Source organism: Octadecabacter sp. SW4 (assembly GCF_008065155.1).
GTDB lineage: Bacteria > Pseudomonadota > Alphaproteobacteria > Rhodobacterales > Rhodobacteraceae > SW4.
This window is the reverse complement of record NZ_CP042819.1, coordinates 2,394,396-2,410,789: the sequence shown is the minus strand read 5'-3', so window position 1 is coordinate 2,410,789 and position 16,394 is coordinate 2,394,396. Positions and strand designations below refer to the sequence as shown.

18 protein-coding genes and 1 tRNA gene are annotated in these 16,394 nt (G+C 60.0%); 9 read left to right on the top strand and 10 right to left on the bottom strand.

The genetic code is table 11. From position 1 onward, the window contains the following. The first annotated feature begins 78 nt into the window (after window positions 1–78). Window positions 79–1,395: a serine hydroxymethyltransferase gene (locus FTO60_RS11905; RefSeq protein ID WP_148056161.1), complete on the top strand. Its 1,317-nt coding sequence runs from the start codon at window positions 79–81 to the stop codon at window positions 1,393–1,395. On the opposite strand, the gene FTO60_RS11900 is transcribed toward FTO60_RS11905, so the two are convergent. Continuing rightward, the gene (locus tag FTO60_RS11900; protein WP_148056160.1) at window positions 1,392–2,000 is read right to left on the bottom strand and encodes a flavin reductase family protein; all 609 of its coding nucleotides are present in this window, start codon (window positions 1,998–2,000) and stop codon (window positions 1,392–1,394) included. The two genes, FTO60_RS11905 and FTO60_RS11900, sit on opposite strands and share 4 nt — an antisense overlap. Window positions 2,001–2,103: 103 nt before the next feature. On the opposite strand from FTO60_RS11900, the gene FTO60_RS11895 reads away from it, so the two are divergent. After that, a complete protein-coding gene (locus FTO60_RS11895) occupies window positions 2,104–2,586 on the top strand; it encodes a GNAT family N-acetyltransferase (protein ID WP_148056159.1) in 483 nt (160 codons plus the stop codon). A gap of 31 nt (window positions 2,587–2,617) precedes the next feature. Beyond that, on the top strand, window positions 2,618–3,430 hold the full coding sequence (locus tag FTO60_RS11890; protein WP_254696796.1) for an EcsC family protein: 813 nt from the start codon (window positions 2,618–2,620) through the stop codon (window positions 3,428–3,430). Here FTO60_RS11890 and ptsP read toward each other — a convergent pair. Continuing rightward, window positions 3,427–5,679, bottom strand: a complete 2,253-nt coding sequence (ptsP, locus tag FTO60_RS11885; protein WP_148056158.1) for a phosphoenolpyruvate--protein phosphotransferase — start codon at window positions 5,677–5,679, stop codon at window positions 3,427–3,429. The two genes, FTO60_RS11890 and ptsP, sit on opposite strands and share 4 nt — an antisense overlap. Before the next feature lie 102 nt (window positions 5,680–5,781). After that, window positions 5,782–6,210, bottom strand: a complete 429-nt coding sequence (locus FTO60_RS11880) for an Rrf2 family transcriptional regulator (RefSeq protein ID WP_148056157.1) — start codon at window positions 6,208–6,210, stop codon at window positions 5,782–5,784. A 78-nt stretch (window positions 6,211–6,288) separates the two neighbouring features. Between FTO60_RS11880 and FTO60_RS17720 the strand changes: the two genes are divergently transcribed. Further along, window positions 6,289–6,444 carry a hypothetical protein gene (locus FTO60_RS17720; protein ID WP_172623878.1) on the top strand — a complete coding sequence of 52 codons (156 nt, stop codon included), beginning with the start codon at window positions 6,289–6,291 and terminating at the stop codon, window positions 6,442–6,444. After that, entirely contained in the window at window positions 6,441–6,845 is a 405-nt protein-coding gene (locus FTO60_RS11875) for a group III truncated hemoglobin (protein WP_148056156.1), read from the top strand. Before FTO60_RS17720 ends, FTO60_RS11875 begins: the two co-directional genes overlap by 4 nt. Before the next feature lie 539 nt (window positions 6,846–7,384). On the opposite strand, the gene FTO60_RS11870 is transcribed toward FTO60_RS11875, so the two are convergent. The 4 genes from FTO60_RS11870 to FTO60_RS11855 form a co-directional block, all read right to left on the bottom strand. Beyond that, window positions 7,385–8,620 (bottom strand): aspartate kinase, encoded by a 1,236-nt coding sequence (locus FTO60_RS11870; protein ID WP_148056155.1) that lies wholly within the window; start codon window positions 8,618–8,620, stop codon window positions 7,385–7,387. A gap of 99 nt (window positions 8,621–8,719) precedes the next feature. Further along, complete coding sequence (locus FTO60_RS11865) at window positions 8,720–9,367, bottom strand: SDR family NAD(P)-dependent oxidoreductase (RefSeq protein WP_148056154.1); 648 nt, start codon at window positions 9,365–9,367, stop codon at window positions 8,720–8,722. Window positions 9,368–9,376: 9 nt separating this feature from the next. Further along, on the bottom strand, window positions 9,377–9,790 hold the full coding sequence (locus tag FTO60_RS11860; protein WP_148056153.1) for a DUF1178 family protein: 414 nt from the start codon (window positions 9,788–9,790) through the stop codon (window positions 9,377–9,379). 63 nt (window positions 9,791–9,853) lie between these two features. Continuing rightward, a complete protein-coding gene (locus FTO60_RS11855; RefSeq protein WP_254696795.1) occupies window positions 9,854–10,291 on the bottom strand; it encodes an NUDIX hydrolase in 438 nt (145 codons plus the stop codon). 156 nt (window positions 10,292–10,447) lie between these two features. On the opposite strand from FTO60_RS11855, the gene modA reads away from it, so the two are divergent. Genes modA through modC form a run of 3 tightly spaced genes read left to right on the top strand, consistent with a single transcriptional unit; the run spans window position 10,448 to window position 12,982 of the window. Further along, window positions 10,448–11,206, top strand: coding sequence for a molybdate ABC transporter substrate-binding protein (modA, locus tag FTO60_RS11850; RefSeq protein ID WP_148056151.1), 759 nt, complete (start codon window positions 10,448–10,450; stop codon window positions 11,204–11,206). Then, the gene (modB, locus tag FTO60_RS11845; protein ID WP_148056150.1) at window positions 11,199–11,891 is read left to right on the top strand and encodes a molybdate ABC transporter permease subunit; all 693 of its coding nucleotides are present in this window, start codon (window positions 11,199–11,201) and stop codon (window positions 11,889–11,891) included. Before modA ends, modB begins: the two co-directional genes overlap by 8 nt. Then, complete coding sequence (gene modC, locus FTO60_RS11840; protein WP_148056149.1) at window positions 11,888–12,982, top strand: molybdenum ABC transporter ATP-binding protein; 1,095 nt, start codon at window positions 11,888–11,890, stop codon at window positions 12,980–12,982. Before modB ends, modC begins: the two co-directional genes overlap by 4 nt. Window positions 12,983–13,254: 272 nt before the next feature. Here the strand turns inward: modC and FTO60_RS11835 are convergent, their stop codons facing one another. From FTO60_RS11835 to FTO60_RS11825, 3 genes are all read right to left on the bottom strand, one after another. Continuing rightward, complete coding sequence (locus FTO60_RS11835) at window positions 13,255–14,235, bottom strand: hypothetical protein (protein ID WP_148056148.1); 981 nt, start codon at window positions 14,233–14,235, stop codon at window positions 13,255–13,257. A 312-nt stretch (window positions 14,236–14,547) separates the two neighbouring features. Then, window positions 14,548–14,612: transfer RNA gene (locus FTO60_RS11830), tRNA-Cys, on the bottom strand. A gap of 83 nt (window positions 14,613–14,695) precedes the next feature. Continuing rightward, window positions 14,696–15,115, bottom strand: a complete 420-nt coding sequence (locus FTO60_RS11825) for an ester cyclase (protein WP_172623877.1) — start codon at window positions 15,113–15,115, stop codon at window positions 14,696–14,698. Between the two features lie 367 nt (window positions 15,116–15,482). On the opposite strand from FTO60_RS11825, the gene FTO60_RS11820 reads away from it, so the two are divergent. Further along, window positions 15,483–16,346 (top strand): hypothetical protein, encoded by an 864-nt coding sequence (locus FTO60_RS11820; protein ID WP_148056146.1) that lies wholly within the window; start codon window positions 15,483–15,485, stop codon window positions 16,344–16,346. The last annotated feature ends 48 nt before the right edge of the window (window positions 16,347–16,394 follow it).

The window sequence follows — 16,394 nt, the reverse complement described above, 5'->3', positions numbered from 1 at the left end:
TGCCATAGTCTGAAATTCTGGTTTGCAGTGCAAGGCCAAGTTGGGAACTCTGCTGCCAATCAACAGAGGATCGAAATCATGACCATCGCGCGCAGGGCCTGGGTGCCGGAACATAGCGAAACGCTTGTGCAGGGAATTGCCAGGCAGACGGCGGGGGCTGCGTCGGGCGATATCCTGACCCGGATTGACAATCTGGCCGCGCGCAACCGCGCCATCCACGAGCGCGAGTGTTTCAACCTCAACCCTGCTACCAACGTGATGAACCCGCGTGCCGAGGCCTTGCTGGCGTCTGGTATCGGCTCGCGCCCCTCGCTGGGCTATCCGGGCGACAAATACGAAATGGGACTTGAGGCAATCGAGGAAATCGAGGTGATCGCCGCCGAACTGGCCGCCGAGGTGTTTCAGGCGGATTATGCCGAAATCAGGGTGCCTTCGGGTGCGATTGCCAATCTTTACGGCTTTATGGCCACCTGCAAGGCGGGCGATACCATCATCGCGCCACCGGCCAGTATCGGCGGGCATGTGACCCATCATGCCGCAGGTTGCGCGGGGCTTTTCGGGCTGCGCAGCCTGGACGCGCCCGTCAATGCGGATGGATATACCATTGATGTGAACGCCCTGCGCGATCTGGCGAAACGCGAACGCCCCAAGCTGATCACTGTAGGCGGCAGCCTGAACCTTTTTGAACATCCCGTTCGCGCCGTGCGCGACATCGCCGACGAGGTGGGCGCCAAGATCATGTTCGACGCCGCCCACCAATGCGGGATCATCGCCGGGCGCGCCTGGTCAAATCCGCTGGCCGAGGGCGCGCATTTCATGACCATGTCTACCTACAAAAGCCTTGGTGGGCCTGCGGGCGGGTTGATTGTGTCGAATGACGCCGAGATGACGCAGCGCCTTGATGCAATTGCCTTTCCGGGGATGACGGCCAATTTTGATGCGGCCAAATCTGCGGCTTTGGCGGTCACGATGCTGGATTGGCGCGACCACGGACAAGCCTATGCGCGGGTGATGATCGACATGGCGGTGGCGCTTGCCCAGGCGCTGGACGGGCGGGGCGTTCCGGTATTTGGCGGCGCGATGGGGTTCACTGCGTCGCACCAGTTTGCGCTGCGCGCGGCCCCCTTCGGGGGCGGTCAGGCGGCGTCGAAAAAGCTGCGCAAGGCGGGGTTTCTGGCCTGCGGGATCGGCCTGCCGATTGATGCGGTAGCGGGTGATATGAACGGGCTGCGCTTTGGCACGCCTGAATTGGTGCGCTGGGGCATGACGGCCGCAGATGCACCGCGCCTTGCAGATCTGATCGCGCGCGCGCTGGCCAGTAATGACCCCGCCGCGCTGCTTCCTGAGGTGTCAGACTGGCGGGCCAGTTTCGACAGGCTGCATTTTGTAACCTAATCTGCCTCGGGGCGGGCCATGCTGAAAACCTCGTGCACGGCAGCATAATCGGTATAGCCAAGGCGGGCGAGAGGGCTGAACCGCGTCACGTCAAAGACCCCGTCAACGATGCAGTTGTCGCGCAGATGAACGCCTGTGACCTCTCCGAAGACGACGAAATTGGCGGCACCGTCCAACTGCACGATCTGGGTTAGTTTGCATTCCAGAACGGCGGGCGCGGCGGCGACATAGGCGCAGTCAATCGTGCGGCAGGTACCCTTTTCCAGACCCGCGTCGGCAAATTCGTCAACCCCGCGCAGCCACGGCCCGCTGGTGCGGTTCATCGCCTCGCGCAGGGCGTATTCGACGATATTGAGGGCGAAAACGCCTGTTTCACGGATGTTGGCCACGCTGTCTTTTGTATCGCCACGATCCGCCTTGGCGCTGGTGGAGGCAAACATCACCTGCGGCGGTTCATAGGCCACCGCGTTGAAGAACGAATAGGGCGCAAGGTTGTCGCTGCCATCCGCCGCGCGCGTCGAAATCCAGCCAATCGGGCGGGGCGCGACGATGGCACTGAACGGATTATGAGGCAATCCGTGGCCCTGATCTGGTTCATAAAACATCCTGATATCCTGTTTTACCCCGCAGCCCGCTGCGGGTGTCCATGCGTTTCAGGCAGCCATAACCTGTTTGCAATGAAAGCAAAACAGAGGTTCAACATCATTCATGGAAATCGCAATCGAAACCGATGATGACTGGTGGGAAGTCGAAGCGCTGTTCGACCTCAGCTTTGCGCCCGGGCGCGAGGCCCTGTCGTCATACCGGTTGCGTGATGGTGTGCCACCCGTGGCTGACCTTTGCCTTGTGGCGCGCGAATACGGCATTGTTGGCGGCGCGATCCGCAACTGGCCTGTGCGGGTGGGGGGCAAACCTGTGCTGTTGCTTGGCCCCGTTGCCGTTCACCCGACACGTCAGGGAGAAGGGTTGGGTGGCTACCTTATGCAGGCCGCAATCGAAAAAGCCCGCAAACTGGGCTGGAAACGGGTGATGCTGGTTGGGGATGCGCCCTATTACGCGCGATTCGGCTTTGTGCGACTGTCCGGCGTGATCATGCCGCCGCCGACCAACCCTGATCGGGTGCTTGGGCTGGAGCTTGAAAGCGGTGCGTGGGATGGGGTCGGCGGCGCGGTTGCGCGCTTTAACGATTGAAAACGGCGTGCCGCGTGCCAATCTATCAGGGATGGACAACGATCTGCCCGAGATGAAACTGGTCAACCCCGAACCGGCCTTGGCCCCGCTGGATGAGATCGCGCGGGCCCGTGTCGCGGCCCTTGCTGCGCGCCAATACCGCGCCAATGGCGTGATCATGCAGGTGGTCAACTTTGTTGGTGGACAGGTCGACGACGGGCTGAAACTGCTGCCCGCCAAGACCCGTCAGCAGGTTGAGGGGGCCGCAAAACACGCACTGCGCTACGCATATGATATTGCCGGGCACACGCGCGGCGGGATCGGCGAGAAGTTGGTCGGCAGCGACCGCGCTCATCGCGCCCTGGCGACGGCTTCGGGTGCTTTGGGCGGCTTTGGCGGTTTGCCGACGGCTCTGGCGGAACTGCCCGTCGCGACCACCGTGATTTTTCGCGCCGTGCAGGGCGTTGCACAGGCCCACGGCGAAGACCCGATGGCAGAGGAGACCCGCCTGGAATGCCTACGCGTTTTCGGGTCGGGCGGCCCGGGCGATCAGGATGATGGTATCGACACCGCCTTTATCGGCGCGCGTCTGGCGCTGTCTGGGGCGGCTGTGAACGGGCTGATCGCCCGTATCGCCCCGCGCTTTGCCGCCATACTGTCACAAAAGCTGGCCACGCAGGCCGTGCCGATCCTTGGCGCGGCGGCGGGGGCGGGCACAAATTACGCTTTCATGACCTATTACACGGAAATGGCGCATGTGCATTTCGGGCTGCGTGCCCTGGCGCGTGAACACGGTGCTGATGCAGTTTTGACCGCCTTTCACGCGGATCTGGTGGCGCAAAAACTGCCGGTCAGACGCGCCTAGTTGCCTGAGTTCTGATCGCGCAGCCAGTCCGAGATCGCGCCGCGCACGGATTGATCACCGCGCGCCCGGGCCGTGTCGATTACGGCTTTGACCTCGCCCAGATCACTGCGGCGCAGCAGGTGTTTGACCGGCCCGACGGAAGCCGGACGCATCGACAGCACCCGCAAACCAAGGGCCGCGAAACACAGCGCCTCAATCGGGCGGCCCGCGTCTTCTCCGCAAAAGCTCAGCGGGGTATCCGAGGCATCGCAGCGCTGAATGATCTGTTCAAGGAAGCTTAGAAAGCTGACGTTCAGCGTGTCATAGCGCTTGCGCACCCTTTCGTTTTCGCGGTCCGCCGCAAAAAAGAACTGTTTGAGGTCGTTGCCACCAATCGACAGAAAATCGACCTCCTCAAAGAAAATCTCGGGGGCAAAGGCCAGGCTGGGCGTTTCCAGCATCGCGCCGATTTCGACTTTTTCCGGCAGGGGGCGGCCCAGGACCTTTTCACGCGCCATTGCCTTGTCCATTTCACTGCGTGCGGCGCGGAATTCTTCCATCTGGGCGATGAACGGGAACATCACCGCCAATGGACGCCCGTTGGCGGCACGGATCAGTGCTTGCAACTGCATCCGCAACACGCCCGGCTTATCAAGACCCACCCGGATCGCCCGCCAACCCATCGCCGGGTTAGGTTCGTCGTTGGGTTTCATATAGGTCAGAACCTTGTCGGACCCGATATCGAGGGTGCGAAACGCCACACGTTTGCCGCCCGCGGCATCCATCACCCGTGAATAAAGCGCTGACAATTCAGCCCGTTGGGGCATCTTGTTGCGGATCAGGAACTGCAACTCGGTGCGAAACAGCCCGACACCTTCGGCCCCAGACCCCGCAAGCGAGGGCAGGTCGGCCATCAGCCCCGCGTTCATGTGCAGGGCGATTGTCGTGCCGCATTGGGCCTGCGCGGGCAGGTCGCGGATGGAGGCATAGCGTTCCTGCGCGCGGGTCTGCATCGCGATCTTGTCTTGGAAGGCGGCCTTGACGGCATCGTCGGGGCGCAGGTGCACGATCCCCTGTTCGCCATCGACCAGCATCGCATCGCCGTTCAGGGCTTCGGTCAAGACGCCCTTGGCGTGGATCACCAGTGGGATCGCCCAAGCACGTGCAACAATTGCCGCGTGGCTGCCAACTGACCCTTCCTCAAGCACGATCCCGCGCAGTGTTTTTCCATAATCGAGCAATTCACCGGGGCCGATATTGCGTGCAACAAGGATAGGGTTTTCAGGCATTTCCACGCCCGTGTCCTTGCCCTGGCCGGTCAGGATGCGCAGCAGCCGGTTAGAGAGATCGTCAAGATCGTGCAGGCGGTCGCGCAGATAGGCATCGCCGGACCCGCTCATGCGTGCGCGCGCCAGCGATTGTTCCTTTTCCACGGCCGCTTCGGCGGACAAGCCGTTGTCGATATCCGCTTCCATCCGGCGCATCCAGCTGCGCGAATTGGCAAACATCCGGTAGGCTTGCAGCACTTCGACCTGTTCGGCGTCCACAGTGGCCGTCTGGTCAAGCATTTGATCGACGGAAATGCGCAGCGTGTCGATAGCGTCGCGCAGGCGCGCGGTTTCGGCCTCGGGATCGTCGGAAATCGGGTTGGTCACGACAACACGGGGTTCATGCAGATAGACGTTGCCCGCGACAGCACCTTCCTGGCCAACGGTGCCACGGATCATGACGGGCTGTTGGTGACGCGCCGAGAGGGCCGCGCCATCGCCGACAAAAGCACCCAGTTCGGTCATTTCGGCGATCACCATTGCCACGACCTCGAGGGCATATACCTCGTCGGCGGAAAACTCGCGCGCATCACGTGATTGCACGACCAGGACGCCCAGCACATCGCCAAGGCGCTGGACCGGAACGCCGCAGAACGACGAAAACCGTTCCTCGCCGGTTTCGGGCATATAGCGAAAGCCTTTGGCGGCGGGGGCGTCTGCCTCGTTGACGGTGCGTTTTGACCGCGCGACACGGCCCACAAGCCCTTCGCCAAGGCGCATGCGGGTCTGGTGGACGGCTTCGGCCTGCAAACCCTCGGTGGCGCAAAGCTCGAGCGTTTCACTGTCGCGGAACAGATAGATCGAACAGACTTCGGTCTGCATCGAGCCGGCGATCAGACGCACGATTTCATCAAGGCGCGCCTGTCCGGCACTGTCCTTGGCCATCGCATCGCGCAGCCGTCCCAGCAGCTTGCGGCTTTCGGTTTCAACCCTTTGTGGCATTTGGCCCCCAGTTCATTGCCCTACCTATAGGCGAGTCGGCGTCCGAGGGGGAGAGGAAAGGTTGCCCGCGCACTGCCCGAAAATTGGGCAGTTTGCGGTTGCTTATGGTGTCAGAAGGTCTGAAAGCGCGCGCCGCGCCGATGTCACATCAGCCAGCGTATAGCCATCAAGCGTTGCAAAAAACGCCTCTTGCGCCTGTGCCAACGGGTCGCGCAGCCCGCAGGCGGGCAGAATCAGGCAGGTTGATGTCGTGCCGAAACATTCCACCACCGGGCCATTGCGTTTTACGGCGCGCACGACCGCACCGATGCTGATCTGGTCGGGCGAATGGGCCAGCGTCAAGCCGCCGCCGCGCCCGCGTTCGGACTGCACGAAACCCGCATGCGCCAGTTCCGTGGCGACCTTGGACAGGTGGTTGTCGGACAGATCAAACAACGCCGCGATATCCGATGTGGCGACCCGTTCAGGCGCGCGCACCGCAAGGGTCATCAGGATGCGCAGGGCGTAGTCGGTGAATTTATCTAGATGCATGGGGTATATTTAGCATTTGTAATGCGTATTTAAAAGCGCTAGTTAATCCGCATCTCAAATACCACATAAGGGCACCTGATGACATTTTCTCAAGCCGTTTTATGGCCCGGCACCAAAGTTTGCGAAAAGATGGGCTTGAACCCCGAAGGAGAAGCCGCGTTGATCCGCTGGATGGTCAACACGCTGGTCTATCTGAGCGTCGCCCTGGCTATCGTCTGGATTGTCGTCGCATGACCCTGCCGCCGCGCATTGCCGTCAGCGAGGCGCAGATTGATGCGGTCGTGACGCGGTTTTACGCGCGCGTGCGGGCCGATGCGACCCTTGGCCCCGTCTTTGCGGCGCATATCACCGATTGGCCGACCCACGAGGAAAAGATCGGCCGGTTTTGGCGTAACGCATTGTTGTTGCAGCAGGTTTATGACGGCAACCCGATGCAGGTCCACGCGCAGGCCGGCAATGTCCGCACGGCGCATTTCCCCGTCTGGCTGGCGCTGTTTGATCAGGTTTTGACCGCAGAACTGCCGCCCTTGTTGGCGCGGGGTTGGTCAGCGCGGGCGCATAGGATCGGACGGGGATTGAGCTATGGATTGCCGCAGCAACAGGCGGATGACGTGCCGCGGTTCGGCGGGGTTTAGGGTTTTCAGCAGTCAGATTGAGGGCAGTCCGCGACCGCGGGTGGGGGTGAAGCCCCCGCCCATGGGGGCGGTCGGGGGCTGCCCGGCGGTGCCGGGCGAAGAAAATAGTATTGGATGGCCGGAAACTTCAAGGCGGCGGCCCACCTAAGGTGTCCACTAACCAGCTAATCCAAACCATTCAAACGCAGTCTTCTTCAAGATCATGGCCAGAATGGAAGCAAAGAAAGCAGGATAGAAAACCCTGATAAGTACTGCGCTCAAGGTCCCTAATGACTGTGGTTTAAGAAAAGCAATTCGGATTACTTCTTTCTGAAGCACGTAGGGTTTCCCCTGCCGCGCAATCCTAGATTGATAAGCGGTTGTCCCGACCGAAAGGGCAATTGCTGAAACAATTCCCGCTCCACCTATGGCAACCAGAGTACCCGAAAATAGAAACGCAGTAAGCCACAAGCAAAACACGACAGTCCAAGGGGCCCTAACTACCACATTCATTTGGACGTCATCCCTGTTGTTGGGAAACCGAAGACCGCGTTGGTGCCCTAAGCCTTCTCCAACTCGAACGCGTCATGCAGGGCCTGCACGGCCAGTTCCATATATTTGCGGTCGATCAGCACCGAAATCTTGATCTCGGATGTGGTGATGACCTTGATGTTCACGCCCTCTTTGGACAGGACTTCGAACATCTTGGCGGCGACACCAGTGTGGCTGCGCATGCCGATGCCGACGACCGAGACCTTGGCCACGCCTTCGTCGGCGACCAGATCGTGAAAGTTGATGCTGCCGCTTTCCTTGGCTGCATTCATCGCCTTTTCGGCGCGTTTCACCTGATCGACGGGGCAGGAAAACGTCATGTCCGTGCGCCCTTCTTCGGAAATGTTCTGGACGATCATATCGACGTTCACCCCTGCCTCTGACAGGGGCATGAAGATCGCGGCGGCGATGCCGGGGCGGTCGGCCACCGAAATCAGTGTCATTTTCGCTTCGTCGCGGGAATAGGCCACACCGGCCACTACGTTGGATTCCATGATTTCCTCCTCGTCACAGACGAGAGTGCCGGCCTCGTCGGATTGTTCTTCGAATGATGACAGCACCCGCAGGCGCACCTTGAAGCGCATGGCCAGTTCCACTGACCGTGTTTGCAACACTTTCGCGCCCAAGGACGCAAGTTCCAGCATTTCCTCGAACGCGATCTTGTCCAGCTTGCGGGCCTTTGACGTGATGCGCGGATCGGTGGTGTAAACGCCGTCGACATCCGTGTAGATATCGCAGCGCTCTGCGTTGAATGCAGCGGCAAAGGCGACAGCGGTGGTGTCTGACCCGCCACGGCCCAGCGTTGTGATGCGCCCTTCGGGGCTGACGCCCTGGAAACCGGCAACCACCGCCACGCGCATACCTTCGCCGAACTTGGCCATGATATTGTCGGTCGGGATGTCCTCGATCCGGGCGTTGGAGTGGGCGCTGGTGGTCTTGACCGGCACCTGCCAGCCCTGCCAGCTGCGCGCGGGCACGTCCATTTCCTGCAAGGTCAGGGCCATAAGTCCGGCGGTGACGTTTTCACCGCTGCTGACCACCGCGTCATATTCACGGGCGTCATAAAGTGGCGAGGTATCGTTGACAAAGCCAACCAGCTTGTTGGTTTCGCCCGACATGGCAGAGACAATGACGATCACGTCGTAGCCCTTGGCCACTTCAACGCCCACACGCTTGGCTGCGCGGTGGATACGATCAACCGTGGCAACAGATGTGCCGCCGAATTTCATTACAAGAACGGGCATAACGCTCCCTTACTTAAGGTCGCAGCCCTCATAAGCGGCGCGGCGGTCAAGAGCAATGGGGCAGGTTCGGGGCGGGTGGTCAGGCGCTGGGAAACGGCGTCAAAAGGCGTGCGCGCGCCCGTTCCATGTTTCAAAACACCCTGTGGTGGCGGTGTTCAGGGTGGCAAAGCGTTCAAGAAGCCCTGCTGCGGCCTCGTCCACGGTGATCGCGGCCCCTGCGCCGCCCATATCGGTTTGCACCCAACCGGGGTGATAGATGCCCACGGCGATGCCTTCGGGCTTGAGATCGCTGGCCAGATTGCGCCCGAGGTTCAGCGCGGCGGCCTTGGAGGCGCGGTAGATATAGCTGCCGCCGGGGGCATGGGTGTCCGATGCCATCTGGCTGGAAATGATCGCAATGCGGGCATTTTGTGCCGCGCGCAGGTTGCGCAGCAACGTCTGGATCGTCATGAAAACACCGGTAACATTGGTCGCGAATGTATCGGCCCATTTGTCGGCGCCATAGCCGTGGTCCAGCGCATCACCTTTGTCCAGATAAACACCGGCGTTGCATACCAGCAGGTCGATCGGGCGGTCGCGCAAGGTCTGCGCCAAGGTGGCCAGCGATGCCGCATCGGTTACGTCCAGTTGCAACAGATCATCGGACACCGTGCGCGCAGTGCCAAAGCTCTGTTCGCCAGCGGCGCGGGATTGGTCCAGCAAGGCGCGGCCAATGCCACGGTTCGCACCGGTAATCAGGGTTGTCATGGGTCGGCCTCAATTCGTGTTGCGTTTGGGCATAAAGGGCAGGGGAAGGACGGGAATGCCATCTTCTAGCAGTTTGCGGGCATCCTCGGCGCGAGCTTCGCCGTAGATCGGGCGTTCGGGGCTGTCGCCATCGTGCATCTTGCGCGCCTCGCTGGCGAATTGCAGGCCGACGTAGTCCGATGTGGTCTCGACCTCGTGGCGCATTTTGGCAAGCGCTTTTTCGGCGTCAGTCTCTTTGGAATGCAAGGGGCCTTTGACAGTTTTGGCCAGGGGCGGGGCCATCAGCGCCTTTTCCACCTGGGTCGATCCGCAGGTCGGGCAGGTCAGCATACCGGTTGCGCGCAGGGTCTCGAAACCCGCACCTGACTGGAACCAGCTATCAAAGTGGTGGTCAGCACTGCATTTGAGATCAAAGCGGATCATGGCGGGGCCTGAAATGGAACGACACCCTATAGATAGAGCGTCCAAGGGCCGGTGCAAAGGTCGCTAAAGCTGGGTGGGGTCGAATTTCAGGATCATCTGCTGCAATTCAAGGTTGGATATCCGCGCGGCGGCCTTTTTGCGGCTGAACCACTTGCGGCGGCGCTGTCGGCGTTCGGGCCAGTCTGACAGCACCGTTTTCACCCGCAGCGCATAGACAATCGCAAGGCAGGGGGTGGTCCCGTCGGTGATTTCCTTTTCGTAGGTGAAAACACCAAGGGATTGGGCATGCATCTTGCCCTCAAGCCCGGCTTCTTCAAAGGCTTCGGTCGCGGCGGCCTTGGCTGGCGTTGTGCCATCCATTGGCCAGCCTTTGGGAATGATCCAGCGCCCCGCGTTGCGGCTGGTGATCAGGCAAAATTCGACCTTGCCGTTGTGAATACGATAGCACAGGGCGGCAAATTGTGTGCGCACATCGCTCTTATGTGCGCCGTCAAGTTTCATGCGGGGTTGCCCGCTTTTGTGAAGTGTCATCGCTTTCGCTGCAATTGTTTCACCGCCCGTGTATCCAACCTAAAGAACAAGCGGCGACTTGCAAACCCTTGAAACAGTTGCCCGACCCCTCTTGCCAATGCGGGGATGGGGGGCGATGTTTCGGCCATGAAATGGATGGGTGTCATAGCAGCGGCTTTGATCGGTTTGGCGGGTGGCGCGCGCGCCGAGACCGTTACCGTTTTCGCCGCCGCCAGTATGAAAGACGCGCTTGAGGATGCCGCGACGATCTGGAGTGATGCAAGCGGCCATGATGTGGTGTTTTCATTTGCCGCCAGTTCCGCCCTTGCCCGCCAGATCATGCAGGGCGCGCCTGCGGATATGTTCGTTTCCGCCAGTGCCGACTGGATGGATCAGGTCGAGGCGTCAAATCTGATCATTGAAGGCACACGCGCCGATATCGCCGGCAATCGCCTTGTGCTGGTGGCGGCAGGCGGGCCGCCGGTCGATCTGGCCGCACCCGCCGGTATTCTGGCCCGCCTTGGGGATCGCCCCCTTGCGATGGCGCTGGTCGATGCGGTGCCTGCGGGGATTTATGGCAAAGCGGCGCTCGACTCCCTTGGCCTGTGGGATCGTCTTGCCCCCCGTGTCGCGCAAACCGCCAATGTGCGCGCAGCCCTGCGTCTTGTGCAGATCGGCGAGGCGCCTTTGGGCGTTGTTTATGCATCGGATGCATTGGTCGCGCCAGAGCTGGTCATCGCGGCCACCTTTCCACCCGAAAGCCACCCTGCCATTCGCTATCCCGCAGCCGTCTTGCGCACCGCCAAGGCCGCCGAGGTGGCTGATTTTCTGCTTTTCTTGCGCAGTGTCGCCGGGCAGGAGGTGATGGTGGCGCACGGGCTGACAAGCGTGGCGCAGGATGGTTGATTTCCTTGGCCCCGCAGAATGGGCGGCCGTGTGGTTGTCGGTCAAGGTCGCGCTTTGGGCCACGCTGATCAGTCTGCCGCTCGGGATCGGTGTGGCGCTGTTGCTGGCGCGCGGACGGTTCTGGGGGCGTGGGTTGCTAAATGTCCTCGTGCATCTGCCATTGGTCATGCCGCCGGTTGTCACGGGGTATTTGTTGCTGTTGGGCTTTGGGCGCAACGGCCCCCTGGGGCAGGCCTTCGAGGACCTGTTCGGCCTGATTTTCGCCTTTCGCTGGACCGGCGCGGCGCTGGCGGCGGCGATCATGGGGTTCCCCTTGATGGTGCGCGCAATCCGGCTGGGCGTCGAAGCGGTCGATCGCAACCTTGAAGAGGCAGCGGCGACCCTTGGCGCATCCCGCCTGCGGGTCTTCACGACGATCACCCTGCCGCTGATCTTGCCCGGAATTATCGTCGGTGCGGTGCTGGGATTTGCCAAGGCGATGGGCGAATTCGGCGCAACGATCACCTTTGTGTCCAACATCCCCGGTCAGACCCGGACCATTCCGCTGGCGATTGATTTGTTGCTTGAGGTGCCGGGGGGCGAGCCGTTGGCCCTGCGCCTGGCGGTGGTCTCTATTGTCATCGCGATGGGCGCGCTGATTATATCGGAACTTTTGTCGCGGCGCTTGCGCGGGGGCGGGCTATGACCCTGCATGTTGAACTGAAACATGCCTTTGATGGCTTTGCGCTGGATGCGACGTTTGACGCGCCCGTCGGGTTGACAGCGCTGTTCGGCCCCTCGGGGTCTGGAAAGACCACGGTGATCAATGCAATTGCGGGGCTGTTGCGCCCATCGCAGGGGCGGATCACGGTCGGGGACAGGGTGCTGTTTGACTCGGTGGGGCGGATCAATGTGCCTGTGGCGCGGCGCGAAGTCGGCTATGTGTTTCAGGATGCGCGCCTTTTTCCGCATATGAGCGTTGCGCGCAATCTGGCTTATGGCGGGCAGCACAACGCGGATCAGGTGGTGCAAATGCTGGGGCTGTCGGGGCTGCTCGAGCGGCGACCGGACCGTCTGTCAGGGGGGGAACGCCAGCGCGTGGCGCTTGGCCGTGCCCTGATGCGCAACCCGCGTCTTTTATTGCTTGATGAACCCCTCAGCGCCCTCGATTCCCCCCGCAAAGCCGAGATCATGCCCTATCTCGAACGCCTGCGTGATAGCACCGATTTGCCAATCATTTATGTCAGCCATGATGTGTCGGAAGTTGCGCGGCTGGCCAATCATATCGTGCTGATGGATCACGGGCAGGTGCGCCTGTCCGGCCCGATTGACGATGTTCTCAGCAGCCCCGTAGCGGTGCCCTACCTTGGCGCAAATGATGCTGGGGCGGTGATTAGCGGGCGGGTGATGGCCTATGATGCCGGGGATCAACTGACCACCGTGACGATCAGCAAAGGGCAGTTGCTGTTGCCGGGAGAATTGGGACCGGTTGGGACACTTGTGCGCGTGCGCGTGCCCGCCCAAGAGGTGATCCTGTCGTTGCAGCGCCCGACAGGGATGAGCGCGCTGAATGTCATCAAGGCCGAAATCACCGGCATCACCCAAGGGCGCGGACCGGGTGTGGCTGTCGGTCTGCAATCCGGCAACGACAGGCTGTTGGCGCGGGTCACGCGCCGGTCAGCAGCGGCGATGGGTCTGGTCGAAGGCATGGAGGTCTTTGCCCTTCTCAAAGCAACCGCGATTGCCGCGCATGATGTTGCTACGGGCGACACAGGACGCGATCGGATGGCGCGATAACGGCATGCGGTGGCGCCGCGTTTCCCGGGCGAATTTTGTGCGATCAGGCGTGCCTTTGCCATCGCGAATGGCGCGTTCCTGCGCGGTCAAAGTTGGCTACATTGCATGGCGCGGAGGGGCGCGCCATTGAAGGTAAAAGGTATTTCCGCAGAGATCGATTTTGCGATCATGGCACCGTCCGTAATGTGACCTTTGCGTCGTCCATTGAGGTAGAAACGTGGTCGCGATGAACCCAAAAGCATGCTGTGCCAAGGCCCGAAGTATTGGGCCACTTAACAAGAAGTCGATCGGTGTCGCGTGACATTCTTGATTTCGGCCTTGCGCTTTTTGATCTGCGCGCGCCAAACCCGCCGATTTGATGGATGCCCGATTGCCGGGGCACTATGTGTCGCGCGCGTCGACTTGGTGAGGAGTTTTTTCAACTCATCTTGCTTGAGTCTTTCAAGAAAATATAGCGGGACAAAGAACTTCTGAAATCTGTCAACAAACACAGGCCAATGCTGGTCGTCGATTAACAGATCAAAGTAGACAAAGCCCGGGCTGGCCGTCAGATCCGTGAGGCGCTTTGCCTCGGCATCGGTTTCAAACTCAAACCGGACGCCATTTAGGCCAGCGCGCGTCACTTTGCCTTTGAACAGCTGGCTGTCTCCGCGAAGCTGGGCTGGAATGCGGCAGAACTTCTTGTGGTGCACAAATCCGACGATAAGAAGGACAACGTAGCGCAGCGAAAAAAGCAATCCCACAACGCCAGCCAGAAAGATGACCAACAGGCAAACTTTGAAGAAGCCTCGCATGTCTTCAATGAGTGCGGTGAGGTGACCTATGCGACTTGAACCAAGCCCGCCGCGAATCGCCTGGTCTTCCTGCTGCGAACCACAAACCAATTCGAAAAGCCCTTCTAAGTATTGGATATTTCGTACCAATGCGACCGTATTGGTGAGGTGCATCGTTCGTGAATACGCCTCGGCGGTCGCGACGAGCTGTTCGACATGCTGGACTTGGGTAAAGCGGTTAATTTCCAATAGCTGCTGTCCAACTTCGCGAGAGTCGACGGCTTGAACATGACGGGCCACGCGCCGCGCGCTTGCAGCCCCCTGCGGGGTCTGTCCAGTCACCAGCGATCGCATCTGTGCCGTCAAATCACCAAGCGGCTTGAAGTATCCGCACTCGGCGGCCACCGCGCTTGCCATCCACACGTAAAGGAAAGCGCCGCAAATCGGTGCCAGATAAAAGTTGCGAGTTTTTTTGGTCATTCAATTCCAGCTTTTCATTTGGCGAGAAACCCACGCCAGCCGAAAGTGCCTGTTAAGAATGAATAATTCGTTGTCTGCAGTTTCTACCTGAGCGCCCGGGTAACCGAAGGCCGCAGCCCTGACTTGCAGCCGGAAGGCCATATTGCTCACCAATGCCGTCTGCCCGCCCGTCAACTGGCCAAATGCGGCGGCTTCTCGCTGTCTAGGGTGTCGTTTTGTGGCACTCTCCATAGTTGGAATGCGCTGAGCAGAACGGGTTCTCCAAGGGGAGGCCACAAGAAACCGCGATGAGTTTGAAATGTGTGAAAACGCTGGAGGCGAGTACCGGAATCGAACCGGTGTGCACGGATTTGCAATCCTAATTACTCCACTGATTTTATTGGGCTTCTTTGCAAAATGATCCGTAGAGCGCCTGTGGCATATCAGTGGGTTACCTGCTCAATGTAAAATGAAAGGCACGTCAGTCTACAAGCCCCAATTGCCGTGCGATGGTGGCACTGTCGTAGTAATCTCGTCCCTCGACCACCATTCCATCTGCGACCCGCATCACGGAACAATAGCGCGACTCCTGCCGCCTTCCGCTTGGCTCGAATGTTCCAAGGGAAGATTCGAGCGGACCCGTGTGGGTGCCGCGATTAACGAATTCGACGACAGCCCGGTCGCCATCCACTATCACATTCGTAACCTTCACTTCCCCATCGGGAAAAGCCCTACGCCAACGTTCGTAGTCCATTCGGTAACCTTCGGGTCCGATTTGCTTCTCGTCACGGGCAACGTCCTCGAATTTGCAGTCGTCAGATATCACTGCAACGCCGCGGTCTGGATCGCGCATGTCCCAAGATTCATGAAACTGGCGGACAATTTTTTCAGTAGGATGCATTTCTGGAAATCCTTCTTTGTGGTGCCGTCGGCGATCGGGCATAGTTTTCCTAATGATCTAAGACTCGGGGACCCAACTATGTCAATTCTGGCCGACAACGCCGCGATACCGAACTAAATCATGGACTGGTTGCCATTTTACAATCAAACAGCACGCGGAAATCACGCAAGTGATTGTTTTTAAATGGAGGCGAGTACCGGAATCGAACCGGTGTACACGGATTTGCAATCCAGAAAGACAGGAAGCAAAAACAACGGCTTAGGGGTGCAAAACACCCCCTGACAAAATGTGAACAAAAAGCGAAAGTTTCAACGCTTATTGCGCCCCAGAATGCTCACAGTAACGCTTCTAACCTTGAGGCATTGGAATGAGCTGGCGCATAGCGAATGAATGCGCAGAGCGCCGCTTTGGCAGCGCTGCGCGCAAGCAGATCATCATGTTCCTGGCCGACAAGGCGAGCGATGACGGCTCGGGTATCTGGTGCTCCAAGGGGACGATCCAGCGCCACACAGAGCTCAGCGAAAGCACGGTGAAGCGCACCATCATCGACTTCCTGCGCGAAGGCATTCTGATCGAGACAGGGCGGCGGCACTGCAAGAACGGCTACACGGTCATTTACCGTATCGTTCTGGAACGCGTGGCCGCGCTCGAACCCACGGCGGAGCCCGACATTGAGACGGGGGTCACTGTGAACCCCGTCCAGCCTGAACCCGGTACGGGGTCCACGGTGAACGGGGTACGGGGTTCACGGTGGACCCCAAACCATCCTAAAACCATCCATAAACCACCTACGCGCAGGCGCGAGGCGGCGGAGGAGGTTGAAGATCTTGAATCTGAGAAGATCCTGGCGGCCTATCCCGAAGACAGGGTCCGAGACCGGCGAACCGGTCTGCGCTTGATCGCAGCCGCCGTGAAAGCCGGGGTAAAGCCCGATGATCTGCTGCAGGCGGTCAAGGCCTATGCGAAGGAAAGTGACGGCTACACGCGCAGCAAGGTTTGTTTCTCAGACAACTGGTTCAAGATGCGCCGATGGGAGAAGGGCCTTGCCCAGATTCAGGCGGACCGCGAGAAGGCGCGAGAGGCCGAAGCCAAAGGTCGTGCCAGCCTCACCGAGTGGATCCACGAGCGCCATCCCCTGTGTCGTCACATCACCAACCGGCAGGTCGAGGACTTAATTGCATCGAAGCTGGTGACGCCTGAGCAGGTTCGAGCTGCGGGGCTGCAGGCATGAGTGCGGCTCGATTGTTACGCTATGGCGTAAAAATCGAATATTTACGTT

Excerpts from the sequence above, each read along its gene's own strand:
- FTO60_RS11905 (WP_148056161.1), top strand. The coding sequence starts at position 79 with ATGACCATCGCGCGCAGGGCCTGGGTGCCGGAACATAGCGAAACGCTT.
- FTO60_RS11900 (WP_148056160.1), bottom strand. The coding sequence starts at position 2,000 with ATGTTTTATGAACCAGATCAGGGCCACGGATTGCCTCATAATCCGTTC.
- FTO60_RS11895 (WP_148056159.1), top strand. The coding sequence starts at position 2,104 with ATGGAAATCGCAATCGAAACCGATGATGACTGGTGGGAAGTCGAAGCG.
- FTO60_RS11890 (WP_254696796.1), top strand. The coding sequence starts at position 2,618 with ATGGACAACGATCTGCCCGAGATGAAACTGGTCAACCCCGAACCGGCC.
- ptsP (WP_148056158.1), bottom strand. The coding sequence starts at position 5,679 with ATGCCACAAAGGGTTGAAACCGAAAGCCGCAAGCTGCTGGGACGGCTG.
- FTO60_RS11880 (WP_148056157.1), bottom strand. The coding sequence starts at position 6,210 with ATGCATCTAGATAAATTCACCGACTACGCCCTGCGCATCCTGATGACC.
- FTO60_RS17720 (WP_172623878.1), top strand. The coding sequence starts at position 6,289 with ATGACATTTTCTCAAGCCGTTTTATGGCCCGGCACCAAAGTTTGCGAA.
- FTO60_RS11875 (WP_148056156.1), top strand. The coding sequence starts at position 6,441 with ATGACCCTGCCGCCGCGCATTGCCGTCAGCGAGGCGCAGATTGATGCG.
- FTO60_RS11870 (WP_148056155.1), bottom strand. The coding sequence starts at position 8,620 with ATGCCCGTTCTTGTAATGAAATTCGGCGGCACATCTGTTGCCACGGTT.
- FTO60_RS11865 (WP_148056154.1), bottom strand. The coding sequence starts at position 9,367 with ATGACAACCCTGATTACCGGTGCGAACCGTGGCATTGGCCGCGCCTTG.
- FTO60_RS11860 (WP_148056153.1), bottom strand. The coding sequence starts at position 9,790 with ATGATCCGCTTTGATCTCAAATGCAGTGCTGACCACCACTTTGATAGC.
- FTO60_RS11855 (WP_254696795.1), bottom strand. The coding sequence starts at position 10,291 with ATGAAACTTGACGGCGCACATAAGAGCGATGTGCGCACACAATTTGCC.
- modA (WP_148056151.1), top strand. The coding sequence starts at position 10,448 with ATGAAATGGATGGGTGTCATAGCAGCGGCTTTGATCGGTTTGGCGGGT.
- modB (WP_148056150.1), top strand. The coding sequence starts at position 11,199 with ATGGTTGATTTCCTTGGCCCCGCAGAATGGGCGGCCGTGTGGTTGTCG.
- modC (WP_148056149.1), top strand. The coding sequence starts at position 11,888 with ATGACCCTGCATGTTGAACTGAAACATGCCTTTGATGGCTTTGCGCTG.
- FTO60_RS11835 (WP_148056148.1), bottom strand. The coding sequence starts at position 14,235 with ATGACCAAAAAAACTCGCAACTTTTATCTGGCACCGATTTGCGGCGCT.
- FTO60_RS11825 (WP_172623877.1), bottom strand. The coding sequence starts at position 15,115 with ATGCATCCTACTGAAAAAATTGTCCGCCAGTTTCATGAATCTTGGGAC.
- FTO60_RS11820 (WP_148056146.1), top strand. The coding sequence starts at position 15,483 with ATGAGCTGGCGCATAGCGAATGAATGCGCAGAGCGCCGCTTTGGCAGC.